A 16,274-nucleotide genomic window follows, 5' to 3' on the forward strand; every position below is an offset into this window, starting at 1 on the left:
GGTGCGCTCCTTGCTATACAGAGTTGCAGGGCACAGTTATAGTAAACGCGCGGGAAAGCCGGCAGGGCGATTACAATGCCGGGCGGGCCGGGGGATAAGAACTCCGCCGCCTGGTTCAAAAAGCCTTTGTGATTCTTTATGAACCGCGTTGACTATATGCCCACAATATACTGTGTTATTATACATCATTTACCCAGACATATCAACCGCTTTTTGACCTCCAATCTTTAAAATTTTATTAACGAGAGCGGCAGATGTCCCTCTACAATTATAAAGACACCGTTTTGCAGCGAAAGGTCACGGTTGATTTTACTTTTTTTTTCCGCTATACTGTAAAGACGCGGAAAACGTGTTTATAAAGGGAGTCTTTTCGGAAAGCGCACCTTAAAGGAGGCAGACATGGCAAAAAAATTTTACGCGGTACGGGTAGGCCGGGATGGTTCCGGGATCTATACCACCTGGGACGAATGCAAGCGGCAGGTGCATGGGGTCGCCCGGGCGGTTTACAAGAGCTTTCCCACCCGGGAGGAGGCGGAGGCCTTTGTGCGGGGCTGGGAAAAGGGCGCGGAGCCGGAGCCGGAGGAGCTCTGGCAGGGGGCCGTGGCCTATGTGGACGGCAGCTACGACAAGGTCACCGGGGATTTCTCCTGCGGGGCGGTGCTGTTCTATGAGGGGGGGCAGGTGGAATTCTCAGAGCGCTTTTCGGACCGGGAGCTCTCCGAAATGCACAATGTGGCGGGGGAGATCATGGGCGTGCTGACGGTGCTGCGGTACTGCCGGGAGAGGGGGATTCCGGCGGTGGAGATCCACCACGACTACGAGGGCCTGGGCCGCTGGGCGGACGGCAGCTGGAAGGCCAACAAGCCGGGGACCCAGCGGTACGCGGCGGAGTGCCGGGAGACGGCCAGGACGGTGGAGCTGCGCTTTGTGAAGGTGAAGGGCCACTCCGGCGACAAGTATAATGATATGGCGGACGCGCTGGCGCGAAAAGCCCTGGGAATCTAGAGCCGAGCCGGCGGCGGGCGCCGTAAAAGTTTTTGATCAAACTTTTTTCAAAAAGTTTGTGGGGTTTGGGGCAACGCCCCAAGGTCTTGCCCTTGACCTGAAACACCTGAGAAAGCAACGCGGGAAAATAGGGGAACAGTCCAGTGGACTGTTCCCCGCAAGAAACCCACGTATGGGGTTTCCTGTTTGGCTTTGCATTTGCAAAGCCAACGAAAGCTATATAGCACTGGCTGGTTCCGGTTTCCAGGGGATGCTTTTTCTCTTTGCAAAAAGCATCCCCTCTTTGCGCATTCTGCGCAAATTCACCCCTGCAAAAATGCGCTTCTCAGGAGGTAAGGTCAAGAGATAAGACCTTGAGGGCGTTGCCCTCAAACTCCCACCACCTTTGAAAAGGTGGACGAAACTTTTACCCTGGTGGGCTTTGCCGGAATCAGAAAGCCTGCGTCTATCCCCGCACAGCCTTCTCCAGGCGCTCCAGGGCCTCCTCCAGCACCCGCCGGGGCACCGCCAGATTCACCCGCTCGAACCCCGCGCCCTCTTCGCCAAACATGTAGCCCTCGTCCAGGAACAGCTCCGCCTTCTGGACCATCATCTCCTCCAGCTCCTCCTTGGTCTTGCCCAGAGCAGTGCAGTCCAGCCAGAGAAGATAGGTGCCCTGCAGCTCCACAGGCTTGATCTCCGGCAGATTCTCCCGGATGAAATCCACCGCCAGCCGGTAGTTCTGGTGGATGGTCTCAATCATCTCCTCCATCCAGGCCTCGCACTGGGTATAGGCAATGCGGCAGGCCTCCAGGCCCAGAGCGGGGGGACCGCCGTGGCCCGCCACCTTCCGGAACGCCTCCCGGTCCGCCTCGTTGGGGATGATGATGTTGGATGTCTGCATGGCCGCCAGATTGAAGGTCTTGCTGGGCGCGGTGCACACGATGATCTCGTCCTCCGGGGCCACCGCGGCGATGACGGTGTGCTTGTGACCGGGCATGATGATGTCAAAGTGGATCTCGTCGCTGACAATGCGCACGTGGTTCTTCCGGCAGATTTCCGTGATCCGCCGGAGCTCCTCCTCGGTCCACACCCGGCCCACGGGGTTGTGGGGGCTGCACAGAATGAGCATTTTGCTGTTCTCCTCCGCCGCCAGCTTTTCCAGCAGGCCGAAGTCGATGGAATAAACGCCGCCCTCATAGACCAGGGGGCAGCGGACGGTCTGGCAGCTGTGGTTCTCAATGGCCATGTAGAAGGGGTAGTAGACCGGCGTGAAGATGATGACCCCGTCGCCCGGCTGGCAGAAGGCCCGCACCGCGAACATCAGGGCCTCCACCACGCCCCGGGTGCCGCAGATCCACTCCGGCTCAATGTGCCAGCCGTGGCGCTTCTCCATCCAGGCGCAGACCGTGCCGAGATACTCCTCTGTGGGACCGGTGTAGCCCAGGATATGGGTGTCCATATAGGCCTTCAGGCCCTCCCCGATCTCCGGGGCGTTTTTGAACTCCATATCCGCCACGGAGAAGGGGACGATTCCCGGGGAGAGATCGGGCTTTTTCTCCTTCATGCCGTTCCATTTTCCGCTGCCGTGCTGAGAGCGGTCGATCAGGGTCTCGAAATCGTACTTCATAGAGATTGCTCCTTTGTTTTTTGAGTAATATGGGGCCTCCATGCGCAAAGAAACGCGCATTCCGGCAAGACCTTGGAGGCGCTGCCTCCAAACCTCCGCGAGCTTTTGAAGAAAGCTAAGACTTCGCAGAGCGAAGTTTGCAAAACTTTTACGGTTGTTCGGTTAGCTCGTCAAAACACATAAAACCTTCACGACGAATGAAATGAGGAGTGACATTGCGCGGTCAAAGACTTGGCGTAGCCAAGTCTCAGGCGTCTAGGCCCCTTGCGGGGTGTGGGGGAGAGCGTCTGCCAGCGGTAGACACGCTGCGAACCGACCGAGGCGGCAGCCGAGACCCAGCGCCCCACGACCTTGCCAGCGGCCCATCACTGGCAGACCAGCGTGGCGAACCGGCACCGGGTTTCCCTGGCGGGCAGGGCGTCCACCCGCATCCCGGCGGCGATTTCCCCTTCGGGCGTGGGCTGGATCTGGAACCAGGGCCCCGCCTCCGGGCGGACCTGCCAGCCGCAGCGCTCCATCATCCCCCGCAGCTGTTCCAAAGAGAACGCGCCGGGCAGGCCGACTTTGGCGGCGGCTCTGTGGTTGACCCCGTCCTCCTCCGGGAAGAACATGCACATGGCGTAGAGGGTCCCTCCGCAGACCCGGCGCAGCTCTCGGAGAGCGGCCTCGGGCCCGGGGATGTTCTGCAGGCCCAGGCAGGTGGTGATGACCGGGACGGCGCCGTCCTCAAAGGGTATGTTCTTGGCGTCAAAGGCCATCAGACCCAGCCGCCCGCTTTGGAGATGCTCCCCCCAGCGGGAGGCCTGGTAATCCGCCAGCACGGTGGGAGACAGATCGCTGGCAATCAGAGGGGCCTCCACCTGAGAGAGAAGCTGGGAGATCAGCGTGCCCCGGCCGCTGGCAATGTCCAGCACAGGCCCGACGGCGCTTTTCAGGCTCTCTGTGATAAAGTCCATCTGGGCCTGGAAGCTGTCTCTGTATTCCTGGGGGTAGCACCGCGCCCAGGAGGCCTCGTGAACCTCCACCGCCTCCCGGAAGCGCCCCTGGATTCGCAGCAGAGAGGCCTTGGCGGAGAGGTCCGCGCCGTTGAGGGTTTCCGGAGGGGCCGCCTCCAGAGCTTTGGAAAGGGCGGGGTTTTCCCCGAAAAACTCCTCCAGAGCCCTCTGGCTCTCGGCCCAGAAGTCCCCCGTTTCCGGCGGAAACAGGCAGGGAATCCCCCGTGCGCTGGGGAAGTCCGCACCGCAGGCCGTGCAGGAAAAGCCCCCCTCTCCGGTGGGGGCCAATTCTCCCCGGCACACCGGGCACACCGGATGGAGCCCGCTCATATCCCCACCTTGGGGCAGAACTCCGCCAGAGAACAGGCCCCGCATTTGGCGCTTCGGGCGGTACACACCGCCCGGCCGTGGAGCACCAGACGGTGGCAGAAATCGTTGGATTCCTCAGGGGGCAGCAGGGCCCGCAGGTCCTTCTCCACCTTTTCCGGGGCCTTATTGGCGGTCAGGCCCAGCCGCCCGGAGATGCGGATGCAGTGGGTGTCCGTGACCACGGCGGGCTTGTGGAACACGTCCCCCAGAAGCAGGTTGGCGGTTTTCCGGCCCACGCCGGGCAGGCTGAGCAGGTCCTCCATGTTGTCCGGCACCTGCCCGCCGAAGTCGTCTCGGATTTTCCGGCAGGCCCCCAGAATGTCCCGAGCCTTTGCCCGGAAAAAGCCGCAGGAGTGGATCAGCTCCCCGATCTCCTCCTCGGTGCCCTCGCAGAAGGCCTCCAGGGTGGGGAAGCGGGCGAACAGGGCCGGGGTGACCAGATTGACCCGGGCGTCGGTGCACTGGGCGGCCAGGCGGGTGGCGATGAGCAGCTGGAGAGGGTCGGTGTATTCCAGAGAGCAGAGGGCGTCCGGATATTCTTTCTTCAGAGCGTCCACGGCCAGCAGGGCCCGCTCCTGGATAGTGATGGGCATAGGCGTGCCTCCTTTTGCTTTTTTCTACATCATACACCAAAATCCGGCCGTTGACAAGGGAAAAACCAGGACATATAATTTAAGTGTGATTTTTTGAGGGGGAACGGTGCGCGCGGCGGCTGAGCAAGGAGCACAAGTCCGGGCACATTTTCTGGCTGGGATGCTGCGCCCGCCGCTGACGTTCTCCGCATCCGCCCCGCTCGGGTTCGTCCATAGGACGAACCGCCGGGGAAACGGTCAAAGCCCGTTTCCCCACGGCCATTTTGCGGCTCGCCGCAAAATGTGAGCGGGGCGCCCGACGCGAGGAATGGAGCGATGAGATAGCAAGGTTTCGTCAGGCGTCATGAGTTTTGCAAAGCTGGGTGCTGGACGCCCGCCGCGCCAAGAATGGTGAAATGAGCAGGCTGGGTTTCGCGGTAGTGTCAAAAAGATAAACACTCGCATAGCTCGGTTTATCTTTCCGTTTTCCTGCGGAAAACTCGCCGGGCTGGGTGCGTTTCTTCACGCCGCTGGCCGGTTCCGGTTTCCAGGGGAGCTTTTTATTCAGTTGCAAAAGAGATTCATCTCGCACGGCGAGATGAACTCTCCGCCCCCCTCTTGTATAGTTAACCGAGCGCAGCGAGTGTTGACCTATTATTCACCACCCGCAAAAATTGCGCTTCTCAGGCTATTAAGGGCAAGATCTTGGGGACGCCGGTCTCGCTTGCCGCTTCGGTCGGTTCGCAGCATGGTCTGCAATACTTGGCTTTGCCAAGTATCCGGCAGAACGCTCACCCCTCAAACTTCCACGAGCTTTTGAAGAAAGCTAAGACTTCGCAGAGCGAAGTCTGCAAAACTTTTACGATGGTTCGGTTAGCTTGTCACAACATCAAAACCTTCACGACGAATGTAATGAGGAGTGGGTAAAATGTTTCGTAGACTTCGTTCTACGAAGTCTTACCTTTCTCAAAGGTTGCGGAGGTTTGGAGGCAGAGCCTCCAAGGTCTTAAAAAAAGGAGGATTTCATGAGCTCTGCGGCGCTGCAATGCCTCGCCCTTGGGACCATGCTCATCGACCACATCGGCTTTCGGCTCTTCCCCCAGACAGAGCCCCTGCGGATGGTGGGGCGGCTGGCATTTCCCATCTTCGCCTTTCTGCTGGCGGAGGGCTTCGTAAAAACCGGGGACCGGAAGCGGTACTTCCTGCGGCTGGGGGCCTTCGCCCTGCTGTCCGAGATCCCATACAAGATTTTCGTGTACGGGGACCGGTGGGGTACATATATGGGAGTGAACCCCTGGCGGAACGTATTTTTCGAGCTGGTGCTCATGTTCCTGGCCCTCTGGTGCGCGGAGCGGGGAGGACTCTTCTGGCTGGGCGCCGGGGGACTGGCGGTGCTGGCAGAGGCCCTGGGGACCATGTACGGGGGTTACGGCGTGCTGCTGGCCATGGGATTTTTCCTGTTCCGGGAGAAGCGCTGGGCGGGGATGCTTTGCCTTGGTGCGCTGACGCTTTTATACTGCGGCTTTCACAATAGCTGGTTTCAGATCTGGGCCGTCGGGGCGGCGGTTCCCCTGGGCTTTTACAACGGCCAGCAGGGACGGCGGCTGCCCCGGTACTTCGGCTATGTGTTCTACCCCGCCCATCTGCTGGCCATTTACGCCGTCTGGCTGGCTTTTTAAGGTCGTGGGGCGTTGGGTCTCGCCTGGTCTCGTCTGCCGACTCGGTCGGGTCAGAACGATTGCCACCGGCAATCTTCCCCGGCTCGGTCGGTTCGCGGCGTGTCTGCCACTGGCGATTGTCGCCCCCTAAGAACCCCACAAACTGTTTGAAAAGAAGTTTAAGACGTTACCTTCGGTAAGTCTCAAAAACTTTTACCCTGCTTCCTCACTTCGTTCGTCGCACACGGCGCGAAGAATGGCGAAAAGATAGGGCTAGGTTTCGCCGTGTGTCATGAGTTTTGCTTCGCAAAACTCTGCCAAGCTGGGCGCAGGCGCACTCAGCTAGCCAGGGTAAAAGTTTCGTCAACCTTTTCAAAGGTTGCAGGGTGTGGGACGGAGTCCCATGGTTTTGCCTTTGACCTTAAACTCCTAAGAAGCGCATTTTTGGTGGTGAATTGACGGGCGAAGCCCGGCAAGAGGCCCCTTTTTGCAAGAAAGAGGCCTAGTCTCGGGGTAAGCCAGCTCTGTGGGCAGCATGTGCTTTTTTTGATGGGTGGAGAACGGCGCGCACGGCGGCTAGGCAAGGAGCACAAGTCCGGGCACGTTTTCTAGCTGGGCGCGGGCACACGCCGCTGGCTTTTGCCGCATGTGCCCCGCACCCAGCCCTGCAGAGTTTTCCGCAGGAAAACGGAAAGATAAACCGAGCCGCGCGAGTGTTTATCTTTTTGTCACGACCGCGAAGCCTAGCCTACGCCTTGCATTTGCTTGGCGCGGTGTACCCCGCTCGCATTTTGCGGCAGGCCGCAAAATGGCCGTGGGAAAACGGGCAAAGCCCGTTTTCCCGGCGGTTCGTCCGAAGGACGAACCCGAGCGGGGCCCGTCGCGCCCACAGCCCCCCTTCAAAAACAAACAGAAAAGCAAAAGCAGACCCCAGGGCGAAAAGCTCCGGGGCCCGCTTTTTCATTCTACTTCCATGCGGGAATCAGTGCAGGAAGATCTGCTCCTCGTCGTCCTCGGGCGGGGTGAAGGGATTGGGCGCTACCGGCAGATAGGCGGCGTAAAGGGCGTCGTCGTGGTGGTGGCGCATCTCGCAGGCCCGGTCGAAGATCATGGTGGCGGCGTCGTCCGGGGTGCAGGCGTCCCAGTGGGGCAGGGACGGGTAGTTGGGGTCGCCGTACTTGGCGAAGTTCACGAAGGAACCCGCCATCTGCTCCTCCAGCCGGTCGGACACGCCGGGAATGTCGCAGATGGGCACAATGTGGGTGTTGTGGAAGAAGAAGGGGATGTCCGCGCAGTGCCAGGCGGGGTGGCCGTCGTCCAGGGGCATGTCCAGATTGAACAGGTAGCAGTAGGAGGGAGACTCCGGGTGCTGGGCCTTCTTCCGGGCGAAGTCCTTGGTGGCCTCCCGGCACATGGCGTCCAGGGAGAGCAGGTCGGTGAGGTTCTTCTCCGGGTAGCACTCCCGGAAGAGCCGGGCGACCTCTTCGGCGTTGCCCCGGAGCTTCTTCGCGACCATGGCCATGCGCTCCTCCTTGGTGAGCTCGTCCTTATGGGGCACGCCGGGGGCAAAGGCGAACTCCCCGAACACGCTGCCGATGATGGTGGGGATGGTCTTGGCGTGGTCCGTGAAGCCCACCTCCCTGGGGTCGCCCACGTAGAACTCGTTCTCCAGGGGGCCGTTGCCGGTGTAGTGGCCCTGCTTGGCGATCTCCGGGGCCACGGCCTTATATGCCTCCGCCAGCTTTTCATACTCGATGGTCTCCAGCTGCTCCACCTGATCCGCCGTGAGGCCCAGATGCTGGAGCATGGCCTCGATGAGGGGGCGGCTGTCCTTGTCCGGGGCGGGGCCCAGCAGGCCGTCGAACACGCCGCTCATGATGATGCCTTTGTGGAAGAGGCCGTCCGCCTCGGGGATCTGCATCAGGTTGAACACCTTGGCCCCGCCGCCGGACTGGCCGAAGATGGTCACGTTGTCCGGGTCGCCGCCGAAGCCCGCGATGTTCTCGTGGACCCACTCCAGAGCGGCCACCAGATCTGCGTTGCCCGCGTTGGCGGAGTTCTGGTACTTCTCCCCGTAGGGGGACAGGTCCAGGTAGCCCAGGATGTTCAGCCGGTGGTTCAGGGTGACCACCACCACGTCGCCGAACTTGGAGAGGGCGTCGCCGTCATAGGCCACCTGCTCGATGGAAGAGCCCGCAGAGAAGCCGCCCCCGTGGAGCCAGACCATGACGGGTTTCTTGGCGGCGGGATCGATGGAGGGGCTCCATATGTTCAGATACTGGCAGTTCTCGTCCTTGGGCCAGTAGCGGTGGGGCACCATCACCTCGCCCTGGGCGGTCTCCCGGTCCAGCATGGGGCTGACGTAGCCGTAAGAGAGGGCGTCCTTCACGCCCTCCCAGGGCGCGGGAGGCGTGGGGGGCTGGAAGCGCTTGGCGTCCGCGTACTTGATGCCGTGGAAGGTATAGGTGCCGTCCCAGAGGAAGCCCCGGAGCTTTCCGGCCTTGGTCTGGACGATGGGGGAGGTGGTGGAGCAGACGAACTGTTTTGCCATAGTCAATCGTTCCTTTCAGGGAATATTTTTCATCTGCAACTATTTTACTATAAATTGGAAGGATGATCAAGAGAAAATAGGAAAAATGTGGGGGTGTTTGTGAAGTAATAGGAGGCCTCCGGCACACCGCGCCAAGCGGAGCGAAATGAGCAGGCTAGGTTTCGCGGTGGTGTCAAAAAGATTAACACTCGCACGGCTCGGTCTATCTTTCCGTTTCCGCCCCAGCCGTGAGACGGCTGTCTTTTGCTGCGCAAAAGTGCGGCGAAAACTCTGCCAAGCTGGGTGCGGACGCTCTCAGCTGGCCAGGGGCCTGTCTCAGCTGCCGCTTCCGTCGCCGACCGAAGCGGCAGCTGAGACTCAACGCCCCTAAGCCGCTGGAGGGTGAGCGTCTGCCAGTGGCAGACACGCCGCGAACCGACCGAGCCGGCAGGCGAGACTCCAACACATCGTCTAAAACATCGTCCCAAACCATCGCCCAACACACACGCCCGAACAAGTCTTCCCAGGAGGGCTTGTTCTATTTTCTCCCGGACAACCATAGAATGGACCAGACACAAAAAGGAGTGAGACGATGAAAACCATGGGATTTGACGCGGTGGCGGGGCGGCTGCCCCTGTACGGGAAGGAGCTTCTGGCACTGCCCGGTCCGGTGAAGGACCAGGCCTTTGACATCCGCTTTTCCGTTGGCCAGCCGGTGACGGTGTGCGGGAGGGAGGGGGCGGTTTACCTGCGGGAGTCCGGAGGAATGTCCAGAGCTTTAGAACCGGGGCTGGCCACTGTCTTTGCCGGTGACATCAAGGAGCTGTTTTTCTCCGTGTGCGGGCATTCGGTGTTCAGCCATGAAAACGAAATCCGGGAGGGCTATGTGAACTGGGACGGCCTGTGCCGGGTGGGCGTCTGTGGCACGGCCGTAACGGAGAACCACCGGGTAAAAGCCCTGCGGGACATCACCTCTCTGGTGTTCCGGATTCCCCGGGACGTGCCCGGCTGCGGGGACAGGCTTTTTCAAAAAGGAGTTGACCCAGCCCGGGGGCTGCTCATCGCCGGAGAGCCCAGCAGCGGCAAGACCACCTTTCTCCGGGACGTGGCCCGGTCCCTGTCCCTGGGGCGGTTCGGGCCCAGCCGCCGGGTGGCGGTACTGGATTGCCGGGGAGAGCTGGGTGGATTCGACCTGGGGCCCTGCGCGGACATACTTCGGGGCTATCCCAAGGCCGAGGCCTTTGACGCCGCCATCCGAACGCTTTCGCCGGAGGTCTTGGTGTGCGACGAGCTGGCCCCCCAGGACCTGGAGCCGGTGCTGCGGTCGGTCTATGCCGGAGTGGGGCTGGTGGCTACCGTGCACGCGCAGGCCCGCCACATCAAAAGCCGCCCCCTTTGCCGGGAGCTGCTGGACACAGGGGCGTTTCAAACGCTGGCTGTTCTGGCGGGGCGGGGAAGCCCCGGCCGTCTGGCCTATGTGGAGGTCGAGAGAGAGTTCCGCCGGGAAAGCTGGGCTGGGTGATGAGACTTCTGGGAGGGATTCTGCTGGTGCTCAGCGGCCTGTGCTGGGGGCTGGGAGAGGCGGGGAGGCTGAGCCGGAGGGCCCGGCTGTTGACGGAATTCCAGCAGCTGATGCAGGCCCTGCGCACGGAAATCTCCTATTCCTCCCGGCCATTGGGCGAGATAATCTCTAAGAGTGAGAGCAGGTTTTGCCGGGAGGCGGCGGATAGACCGGAGTTCCGGCGGAACCCGGCGGAGGCTTTGGCCCGGACGGGGGAGGAATTGCTCCGGAATCCCAAGGACCGGCAGCTGTTTCGGGACTTTGCTCAGGGTCTGGGGGCCAGTGACACCCAGGGCCAGATAGAACACCTGCGGCTGCATATGGCCCTGGGGGAGGAGAATCTCAGGGAAGCCCGGGAGGAGTGCAGGGAAAAGCGCAGGCTCTATATCGCCCTGGGGCTCTTCGGTGGCCTGGCGGCCTGCATTGTAGTGATGTGAGGTCCCCGGCGAACTCTCCCACACCCTGCGAGCTCTTGAAGAAAGCTAAAACTTTTACGCTGGCCAGATGGACCGGTTCATGCCAACCAGGGTAAAAGCTTTTGAGGGTTCTTAGGGAACTTTTTTCAAAAACTTCCCTAAGCCGCCGGAGGCCGTAACTATCGTAAAAATATTTCACGAAACCGGGACGTCCCCGGTTATGCGGGAAAGGAAAGTGGGCGTAGCCGTGGAAGTGGACCTGATTTTTAAAATAGCCGCCATTGGCATCATTGTGGCGGTGCTGAACCAGCTGCTGATCCGTTCCGGACGGGAGGAGCAGGCTATGATGACCACCCTGGCGGGGCTCATCGTGGTGCTGATGATGATCATCAACGAGATCGACGCCCTGTTCCAGACCATCAAGGAAGTGTTTCAGCTATGAGCGCCGGGGCTCTTTTGGGTATCGGCGTATGCGCCCTGTGCGCGGCGGTGCTGGGCACGCTGGTAAAAAAGAGCAACCGGGAATACGCCCTGCTGCTGGCTGCGCTGACGGCGGTGCTGATCTTGGCTTGGGCGGTGGAAAGCGCCGCGCCTCTGGTGGAGCAGATCATGGATTTGGCGGGAGGCGGGGAACTGGGAGGGCTGTGCCTTTCTGTGATGCTCAAAGCCGTGGGTCTGACCGTGCTGGGGCAGCTGGCGGCCCAACTGTGTAAAGACGCGGGGGAGGCAGCCCTGGCCTATGGGGTGGAGCTGGCGGCGAAAATTGCCGTGCTGGCTGTGGCAATGCCGGTGCTGGCCCAGCTTTTTGATTTTCTGGGAGAAATCATCCAATGAGAAAGAGTGGAAAAAGAAGGAAGGTCCGGCAGAGTCTGACGGTGCTGGTTATCGCCCTGCTTCTGGGAATCGCCGCCCCTTCTGCCTGGGCGCAAGGAGAAGTCTATGAAAAAAGCGGGGCGGAGGAGCTGTATCAGGCGTTGGACGAGGACGCTCGGGACCTGCTGTCACGGGCGGGCGTGGAAGGCGGGATGGTAGAGGAGGGCGTCTCGGGAAAAAGCCTGCTGGAAGGGGCGGGGGAGCTGGTCCGTGAAAAGATGGGGGCCCCCTTGAAGGCCCTGGCGGCGCTGCTGGGAATTATCGTCCTCTGCCGGCTGGGCAGCTGCTTTGAGGAGGGGTCCCTGGGGGAAAACGCCCAGATGATCGGAGCCGCCGCCTGCGCGGTGGTAATGGTTGGGCCTGTGCTGGGAATGCTGGGAGCCTGCCAGAAAGTGGCTGACAGCGCGTCGGCGTTTTTAGCGGCGGCGGTGCCGGTCTATGCCGGGCTGCTGGCAGCGGCGGGCAACCTGGCCTCGGGCGGCGGGTACAGCTTTCTGGCAATGCTGGCCGGGGGAGCCATTCCGGTGCTGGCAGGGGGAATTCTCTTGCCTGCTTTGCGGATCTATCTGGGGTTGGCGGCGGCTTCGGCTTTGTCCTCCGTAAAGGTGGACAAAGCCGCCGAAGCGATCTACGCTCTGGGGAAATGGGCGCTGGTGACGGCGGTGACCGCCTTTGCCGGGGTGCTTTCGGTGCAGACAGCGGTGAACGCCCAGGTAGACGCGGCGGCCGCCAAGGCCGCGAAACTGGCTCTTGCCACGGGGGTCCCTATTGTGGGGGGAGCTTTGGGGGACGCGGTGGGAGCCATTCAGAACAGCGTGCACATTGTAAAATCCGGGGTGGGGGCTTTCGGGATGCTTGCGGCGTTGTGCCTGTTCGCCCCAGCCATGATCGAGTGCGCCCTGTGGTGCGGCGTGTGCGCGGCGGGGCAGGCGGCAGGGGACATTTTTGGAGCCTCTAAGGCGAGCGCCCTTCTGGAGGCCTTTTCCGGGACAGCGAAAATGATTTTGGCTGTGATGGCCAGTGTGTGCGCCGTGTGCGTAGCCAGCGCCGCCGCCATCGTCTTTGCCGGGGGCTCGTGAGGGCAAGATCTTGGGGGCGCTGGTCTCACCTGGGCTCGTCTGCCGGTTCGGTTGGTTCGCGGCGTTGTCTGCAATACTTGGCTTTGCCAAGTATCCGGCAGAACGCTCACCCCCACACTCCGCCAGCTGGTCAATGTTGTTCCATAAAATGTTCGCGACGAATGAAATGAGGAGCGGGTGAAAGTTTTTGAGACTTACCGAAGGTAACGTCTTAAACTTCTTTTCAAAAAGTTTGTGGGGTGTGGGGATGACAATCACCTGCGGCGATTTCCCGTCGCCGACCGAGGCGGGAAAGCTCCCCAGTGGGGGAGAGTTCATGCAGGCATGAACTCTCCCGACCGAGTCGGCATCCGAGACCAGCCGAGACAACCCCAAGGCCTTAGAGAAAGGAGCGAAAACAGATGGAAGAGGCGGTGCAAAATGCCGGCATGGTGTGCGGCGCGCTCATCGCGGCGGAGCTGATCGGACGGCTTTGCCCGAAAAGCAAGATGCTGGGCTTTGTCCAGGCCCTGATGGCTTTGGTGCTGCTGGCCTCCGCCGGAGCGGCCTTGGCCGGGGCGGAGTGGACATGGCCGGAGGAGCCGGCCGGGGATTCTTGGCAGAATCAGGAGCTCAACGAATATGTAGAGGGCCAATACGCGGGAGCGGCGGAGGCGGAGACGGAGAGATATCTCCAGGGGCTATTGGCGGCGGCGGGACTGACGGCGAAAAAAATCACGGCTACGATCAATATAATGGAGGACGGCAGCATAGTATTAACCAAGGCCGCGGCCCTGTTCTCCTATGAAAGCGACGCCCAGCGGGCACGGGCTCTGCTGGAGAACGCCCTGGGAGACAGGGTGGAGGTTGAGATAGGCTATGATGGATCTTGAAAAACTGCGGGAGCTCTGGAATACGGTCAGAAAGGACAAACGATTCATCCGGCTGGTGTTTCTGCTGGGGGCGGGAGGGATCGCGCTGATCTATCTTTCCACCTGGTTTGGGCAGAAAGAGCCTCTGCCCCAAGAAACACAGACCGAGGAGGCACTGGCCGCCGGAGACTACCAGCGGCAGCTGGAGCAGGATTTGCGGCGGGTGGTCCGGGCGGTGACAGGAGAACCCGACCCGGAGGTGATGGTCACTCTGGAAAACGGGGGGGAAGCTGTCTATGCCGAGGACCGTAAAGAGGACCGCCGGGAAAGCGGCGGGGAGACGGAAAGGACCTATGTGATCCTGAAAGACAGCGGGGGAGCCCAGCGCGGGCTCTCTATAACCGAACTGAGGCCAAAAGTAAAGGGGGTTGTCATTGTAAGCCGGAGCGCGGCGGATCCGGCCGCGCGGGAAAAACTGGTAAACGCCGCCCGCACTGCCCTGGGGATATCCTCTTCCCGGGTATGCGTGGTAGAGGGCGGATAAATGAAAACTGATAAATGAAAATTGACAAAGGTGGGTGCATCCATGACAAAGAAACTTGGCAGGAAACAACTGGTGTTGGCGTCTCTGGTGCTGGCGCTGGGGGCGGCGGTGTATTTGAACTGGCAGTTCGCCGGGACCAACAAACTGCCCGTGGGGGACGAGGGGAACACCTCTAGCCAGCTGGGGGCGGCCCAGCTGGTGAATAACGCCTATGTGGAGACGGTAAGCGACAACTTGGAGGAGGGAGCCGTCCAGACAAACGGAAAGGCGGGGTCCTTGGCAGAGGCCCGGCTGAACCGGCAGAACTCCCGGGACGAGGCCCTGGAGCTGCTGGACAATGTGCTGGAGGACGCGGAGGCGGACAGCGACGCCAAAAAGCTGGCGGTAGAGCAGGCCTCGGCCATGGCCCAGAACATTCTGAAAGAGAGCAATGTGGAGAGCCTGTTAAAGGCCAAGGGCTATGAGGAATCCGTGGCCTATATTGCGGAGGAACAGTGTAGCGTGGTGGTGTCCGGGGACCTGCAGGACAGCGACATGCTTATCGTCCAGGAGGTGGTGATGGAGCAGACCGGGCTTTCCGCGGAAAAGATCAAGATCATCGGGGCCGCCAAGCAGTAGGGCGGCGCTCAGAAACAGGCATGTTCCGCCGGTCGCGGGGATGCCTGTTTTTTCTGTGGCAGGGGGAAAGGCGCGGCTACGGCAAGACCTTGGGGTTTTGAGTCTCAGCTACCGCTTCGGTCGGTTCGCAGCATGTCTGCCACTGGCAGACGCTCACCCCCAAACCCCACAAATCGCCACAGGCGATTTTCCCCGCCCCTTGACCGCGTAAATTATTTCGTTATTGACTGAATAATGTATTTGGCTTTTCCTCAAAACTTAGCCTTGCCCGGAGAGAAAAAGAATGGTATAATAAAGCCACGGCAACGGCAATCGCCAAATGGACGCGGCAAAGCAAACCAGGGTAAAAGTTTCGTCAACCTTTTCAAAGGTTGCGGGGTTTTCAGGGGCAGAGCCCCTGAACCGCCGGAGGCCACACAGTATTACTTTAAAAAATCGTTCCGTATCTTTTTTCCGGTTTTGGGCACACTCTTTCCATAAAGGAGAGTGCTGTCCAATGAAAAAAACTGTCACAAAAAAAAGCCAGGTTAAGGCTTTGAAGAATCAGGAGGAAGCGAACCAGGAGCAGGAGGAGCTGTCTCAGCAGCAGAAGCAGATCACGGAGAGCGGCTCAGTGGTCACCCACAACCACGGGCACACCGTGCACTGCTTGACCATTATTGGCCAGATCGAGGGGCACTACATCTCCCCCTCTCAGAATAAAACCACCAAGTACGAGCACGTGATCCCCCAGATCGTGGCGGTGGAGGAGGACCCGGAGATCGACGGCCTCCTGATGCTGCTGAACACCGTGGGCGGGGATGTGGAGGCCGGGCTGGCCCTGGCGGAGCTGGTGGCCGGCATGAAGAAGCCCACCGTGTCTCTGGTTCTGGGCGGCGGGCATTCCATCGGGGTGCCTCTGGCTGTGGCGGCGAAGCGATCTTTCATTGCGGAATCCGCCTCCATGACCATCCACCCCGTGCGCATGAACGGCCTGGTGCTGGGAATCCCCCAGACCTTGGAGTATTTTCAGCGGATGCAGGACCGGATCACCAATTTCGTCACCCAAAATTCTAACATCAGCAAAGAGCGCTTCACCACCCTGGCCATGAACACCCAGGAGCTGGTGATGGACGTGGGCACGGTGCTGGACGGGCCGGACGCGGTGGAGGAGGGGCTCATCGACTCCCTTGGCTCTCTTTCTGACGCCATGGACTGCCTCAACCGCATGATCGACAAGGAGAAAGGGAAGCGCAGGCCCGGGCGGCCAAAAAAATCCCAATAGAAAACCGGCCTTTCCGGCGGGAAGGGCCTACATAAAAAGGCTAGGCTTCAGGCGTTGGCGATTTTATATGGGCGCGTGGGTGTGTGCGCTGGCTGATTGCGGAGCACGGCGCCAAGCGAGTGCGAGGCGTAGGCTGGGTTTCGCGGTAGTGTCAAAAAGATAAACACTCGCATCGCTCGGTTTATCTTTCCGTTTTGCAAAGCAAAACTCGCCGGGCTGTTGTGCCTCCGGCCAGCGATGGCTGGTTCCAGAACTAGGAAACTTTTTTCTCAGTTGCAAAAGAGATTCATCTCGCACGGCGAGATGAACTCTCCGTTTCCTCTTGCCGCT

The 16,274-nt window shown here is 60.5% G+C and carries 16 protein-coding genes; 11 read left to right on the forward strand and 5 right to left on the reverse strand.

Annotated features, from left to right (window positions below; genetic code table 11):
* The first annotated feature begins 399 nt into the window (after positions 1-399).
* The gene (locus tag D7X94_RS11665; protein ID WP_120427865.1) at positions 400-1,005 is read left to right on the forward strand and encodes a ribonuclease H1 domain-containing protein; all 606 of its coding nucleotides are present in this window, start codon (positions 400-402) and stop codon (positions 1,003-1,005) included.
* A 445-nt stretch (positions 1,006-1,450) separates the two neighbouring features.
* Here the strand turns inward: D7X94_RS11665 and D7X94_RS11675 are convergent, their stop codons facing one another.
* The 3 genes from D7X94_RS11675 to nth form a co-directional block, all read right to left on the reverse strand.
* Positions 1,451-2,614: a MalY/PatB family protein gene (locus D7X94_RS11675; protein ID WP_120427867.1), complete on the reverse strand. Its 1,164-nt coding sequence runs from the start codon at positions 2,612-2,614 to the stop codon at positions 1,451-1,453.
* A 365-nt stretch (positions 2,615-2,979) separates the two neighbouring features.
* Positions 2,980-3,939, reverse strand: coding sequence for a methyltransferase domain-containing protein (locus D7X94_RS11680; RefSeq protein ID WP_158591010.1), 960 nt, complete (start codon positions 3,937-3,939; stop codon positions 2,980-2,982).
* Positions 3,936-4,565, reverse strand: a complete 630-nt coding sequence (nth, locus tag D7X94_RS11685; protein ID WP_120427885.1) for an endonuclease III — start codon at positions 4,563-4,565, stop codon at positions 3,936-3,938. Before nth ends, D7X94_RS11680 begins: the two co-directional genes overlap by 4 nt.
* Before the next feature lie 1,010 nt (positions 4,566-5,575).
* Between nth and D7X94_RS11695 the strand changes: the two genes are divergently transcribed.
* On the forward strand, positions 5,576-6,229 hold the full coding sequence (locus D7X94_RS11695) for a TraX family protein (RefSeq protein WP_120427870.1): 654 nt from the start codon (positions 5,576-5,578) through the stop codon (positions 6,227-6,229).
* A 961-nt stretch (positions 6,230-7,190) separates the two neighbouring features.
* Here D7X94_RS11695 and D7X94_RS11705 read toward each other — a convergent pair.
* Complete coding sequence (locus tag D7X94_RS11705) at positions 7,191-8,759, reverse strand: carboxylesterase/lipase family protein (RefSeq protein ID WP_120427872.1); 1,569 nt, start codon at positions 8,757-8,759, stop codon at positions 7,191-7,193.
* 571 nt (positions 8,760-9,330) lie between these two features.
* On the opposite strand from D7X94_RS11705, the gene D7X94_RS11710 reads away from it, so the two are divergent.
* From D7X94_RS11710 to D7X94_RS11750, 9 genes are all read left to right on the forward strand, one after another.
* Entirely contained in the window at positions 9,331-10,260 is a 930-nt protein-coding gene (locus tag D7X94_RS11710) for a stage III sporulation protein AA (RefSeq protein WP_120427873.1), read from the forward strand.
* Positions 10,260-10,736, forward strand: coding sequence for a stage III sporulation protein AB (locus D7X94_RS11715; protein WP_120427874.1), 477 nt, complete (start codon positions 10,260-10,262; stop codon positions 10,734-10,736). Before D7X94_RS11710 ends, D7X94_RS11715 begins: the two co-directional genes overlap by 1 nt.
* A 226-nt stretch (positions 10,737-10,962) precedes the next feature.
* Positions 10,963-11,157: a stage III sporulation protein AC gene (gene spoIIIAC, locus D7X94_RS11720; RefSeq protein ID WP_120427886.1), complete on the forward strand. Its 195-nt coding sequence runs from the start codon at positions 10,963-10,965 to the stop codon at positions 11,155-11,157.
* A complete protein-coding gene (locus D7X94_RS11725; RefSeq protein ID WP_120427875.1) occupies positions 11,154-11,549 on the forward strand; it encodes a stage III sporulation AC/AD family protein in 396 nt (131 codons plus the stop codon). Before spoIIIAC ends, D7X94_RS11725 begins: the two co-directional genes overlap by 4 nt.
* Positions 11,546-12,667, forward strand: coding sequence for a stage III sporulation protein AE (locus D7X94_RS11730; RefSeq protein WP_120427876.1), 1,122 nt, complete (start codon positions 11,546-11,548; stop codon positions 12,665-12,667). Before D7X94_RS11725 ends, D7X94_RS11730 begins: the two co-directional genes overlap by 4 nt.
* Positions 12,668-13,068: 401 nt before the next feature.
* Complete coding sequence (locus D7X94_RS11735) at positions 13,069-13,539, forward strand: hypothetical protein (protein WP_120427877.1); 471 nt, start codon at positions 13,069-13,071, stop codon at positions 13,537-13,539.
* A complete protein-coding gene (locus D7X94_RS11740) occupies positions 13,526-14,062 on the forward strand; it encodes a hypothetical protein (protein ID WP_120427878.1) in 537 nt (178 codons plus the stop codon). The genes D7X94_RS11735 and D7X94_RS11740 overlap by 14 nt, the downstream gene beginning before the upstream one ends.
* Positions 14,063-14,104: 42 nt before the next feature.
* Positions 14,105-14,680 carry a SpoIIIAH-like family protein gene (locus D7X94_RS11745; RefSeq protein ID WP_120427879.1) on the forward strand — a complete coding sequence of 192 codons (576 nt, stop codon included), beginning with the start codon at positions 14,105-14,107 and terminating at the stop codon, positions 14,678-14,680.
* Positions 14,681-15,176: 496 nt separating this feature from the next.
* Positions 15,177-15,944 (forward strand): ClpP family protease, encoded by a 768-nt coding sequence (locus D7X94_RS11750; RefSeq protein WP_120427880.1) that lies wholly within the window; start codon positions 15,177-15,179, stop codon positions 15,942-15,944.
* A gap of 63 nt (positions 15,945-16,007) precedes the next feature.
* Here D7X94_RS11750 and D7X94_RS18865 read toward each other — a convergent pair.
* Positions 16,008-16,274 (reverse strand): hypothetical protein (locus D7X94_RS18865; protein WP_207667182.1); only part of this gene is annotated, 267 nt, incomplete at its 5' end.

This window comes from Acutalibacter sp. 1XD8-33, assembly GCF_003612555.1.
GTDB lineage: Bacteria > Bacillota > Clostridia > Oscillospirales > Acutalibacteraceae > Acutalibacter.

What these genes read in the sequence shown, in the direction of transcription:
- D7X94_RS11665 (WP_120427865.1), top strand. Translation starts at nt 400, where the DNA reads ATGGCAAAAAAATTTTACGCGGTACGGGTAGGCCGGGATGGTTCCGGG.
- D7X94_RS11725 (WP_120427875.1), top strand. Translation starts at nt 11,154, where the DNA reads ATGAGCGCCGGGGCTCTTTTGGGTATCGGCGTATGCGCCCTGTGCGCG.
- D7X94_RS11710 (WP_120427873.1), top strand. Translation starts at nt 9,331, where the DNA reads ATGAAAACCATGGGATTTGACGCGGTGGCGGGGCGGCTGCCCCTGTAC.
- D7X94_RS11735 (WP_120427877.1), top strand. Translation starts at nt 13,069, where the DNA reads ATGGAAGAGGCGGTGCAAAATGCCGGCATGGTGTGCGGCGCGCTCATC.
- D7X94_RS11740 (WP_120427878.1), top strand. Translation starts at nt 13,526, where the DNA reads ATGATGGATCTTGAAAAACTGCGGGAGCTCTGGAATACGGTCAGAAAG.
- D7X94_RS11750 (WP_120427880.1), top strand. Translation starts at nt 15,177, where the DNA reads ATGAAAAAAACTGTCACAAAAAAAAGCCAGGTTAAGGCTTTGAAGAAT.
- D7X94_RS11675 (WP_120427867.1), bottom strand. Translation starts at nt 2,614, where the DNA reads ATGAAGTACGATTTCGAGACCCTGATCGACCGCTCTCAGCACGGCAGC.
- D7X94_RS11695 (WP_120427870.1), top strand. Translation starts at nt 5,576, where the DNA reads ATGAGCTCTGCGGCGCTGCAATGCCTCGCCCTTGGGACCATGCTCATC.
- D7X94_RS11705 (WP_120427872.1), bottom strand. Translation starts at nt 8,759, where the DNA reads ATGGCAAAACAGTTCGTCTGCTCCACCACCTCCCCCATCGTCCAGACC.
- D7X94_RS11745 (WP_120427879.1), top strand. Translation starts at nt 14,105, where the DNA reads ATGACAAAGAAACTTGGCAGGAAACAACTGGTGTTGGCGTCTCTGGTG.
- D7X94_RS11680 (WP_158591010.1), bottom strand. Translation starts at nt 3,939, where the DNA reads ATGAGCGGGCTCCATCCGGTGTGCCCGGTGTGCCGGGGAGAATTGGCC.
- D7X94_RS11730 (WP_120427876.1), top strand. Translation starts at nt 11,546, where the DNA reads ATGAGAAAGAGTGGAAAAAGAAGGAAGGTCCGGCAGAGTCTGACGGTG.
- D7X94_RS11715 (WP_120427874.1), top strand. Translation starts at nt 10,260, where the DNA reads ATGAGACTTCTGGGAGGGATTCTGCTGGTGCTCAGCGGCCTGTGCTGG.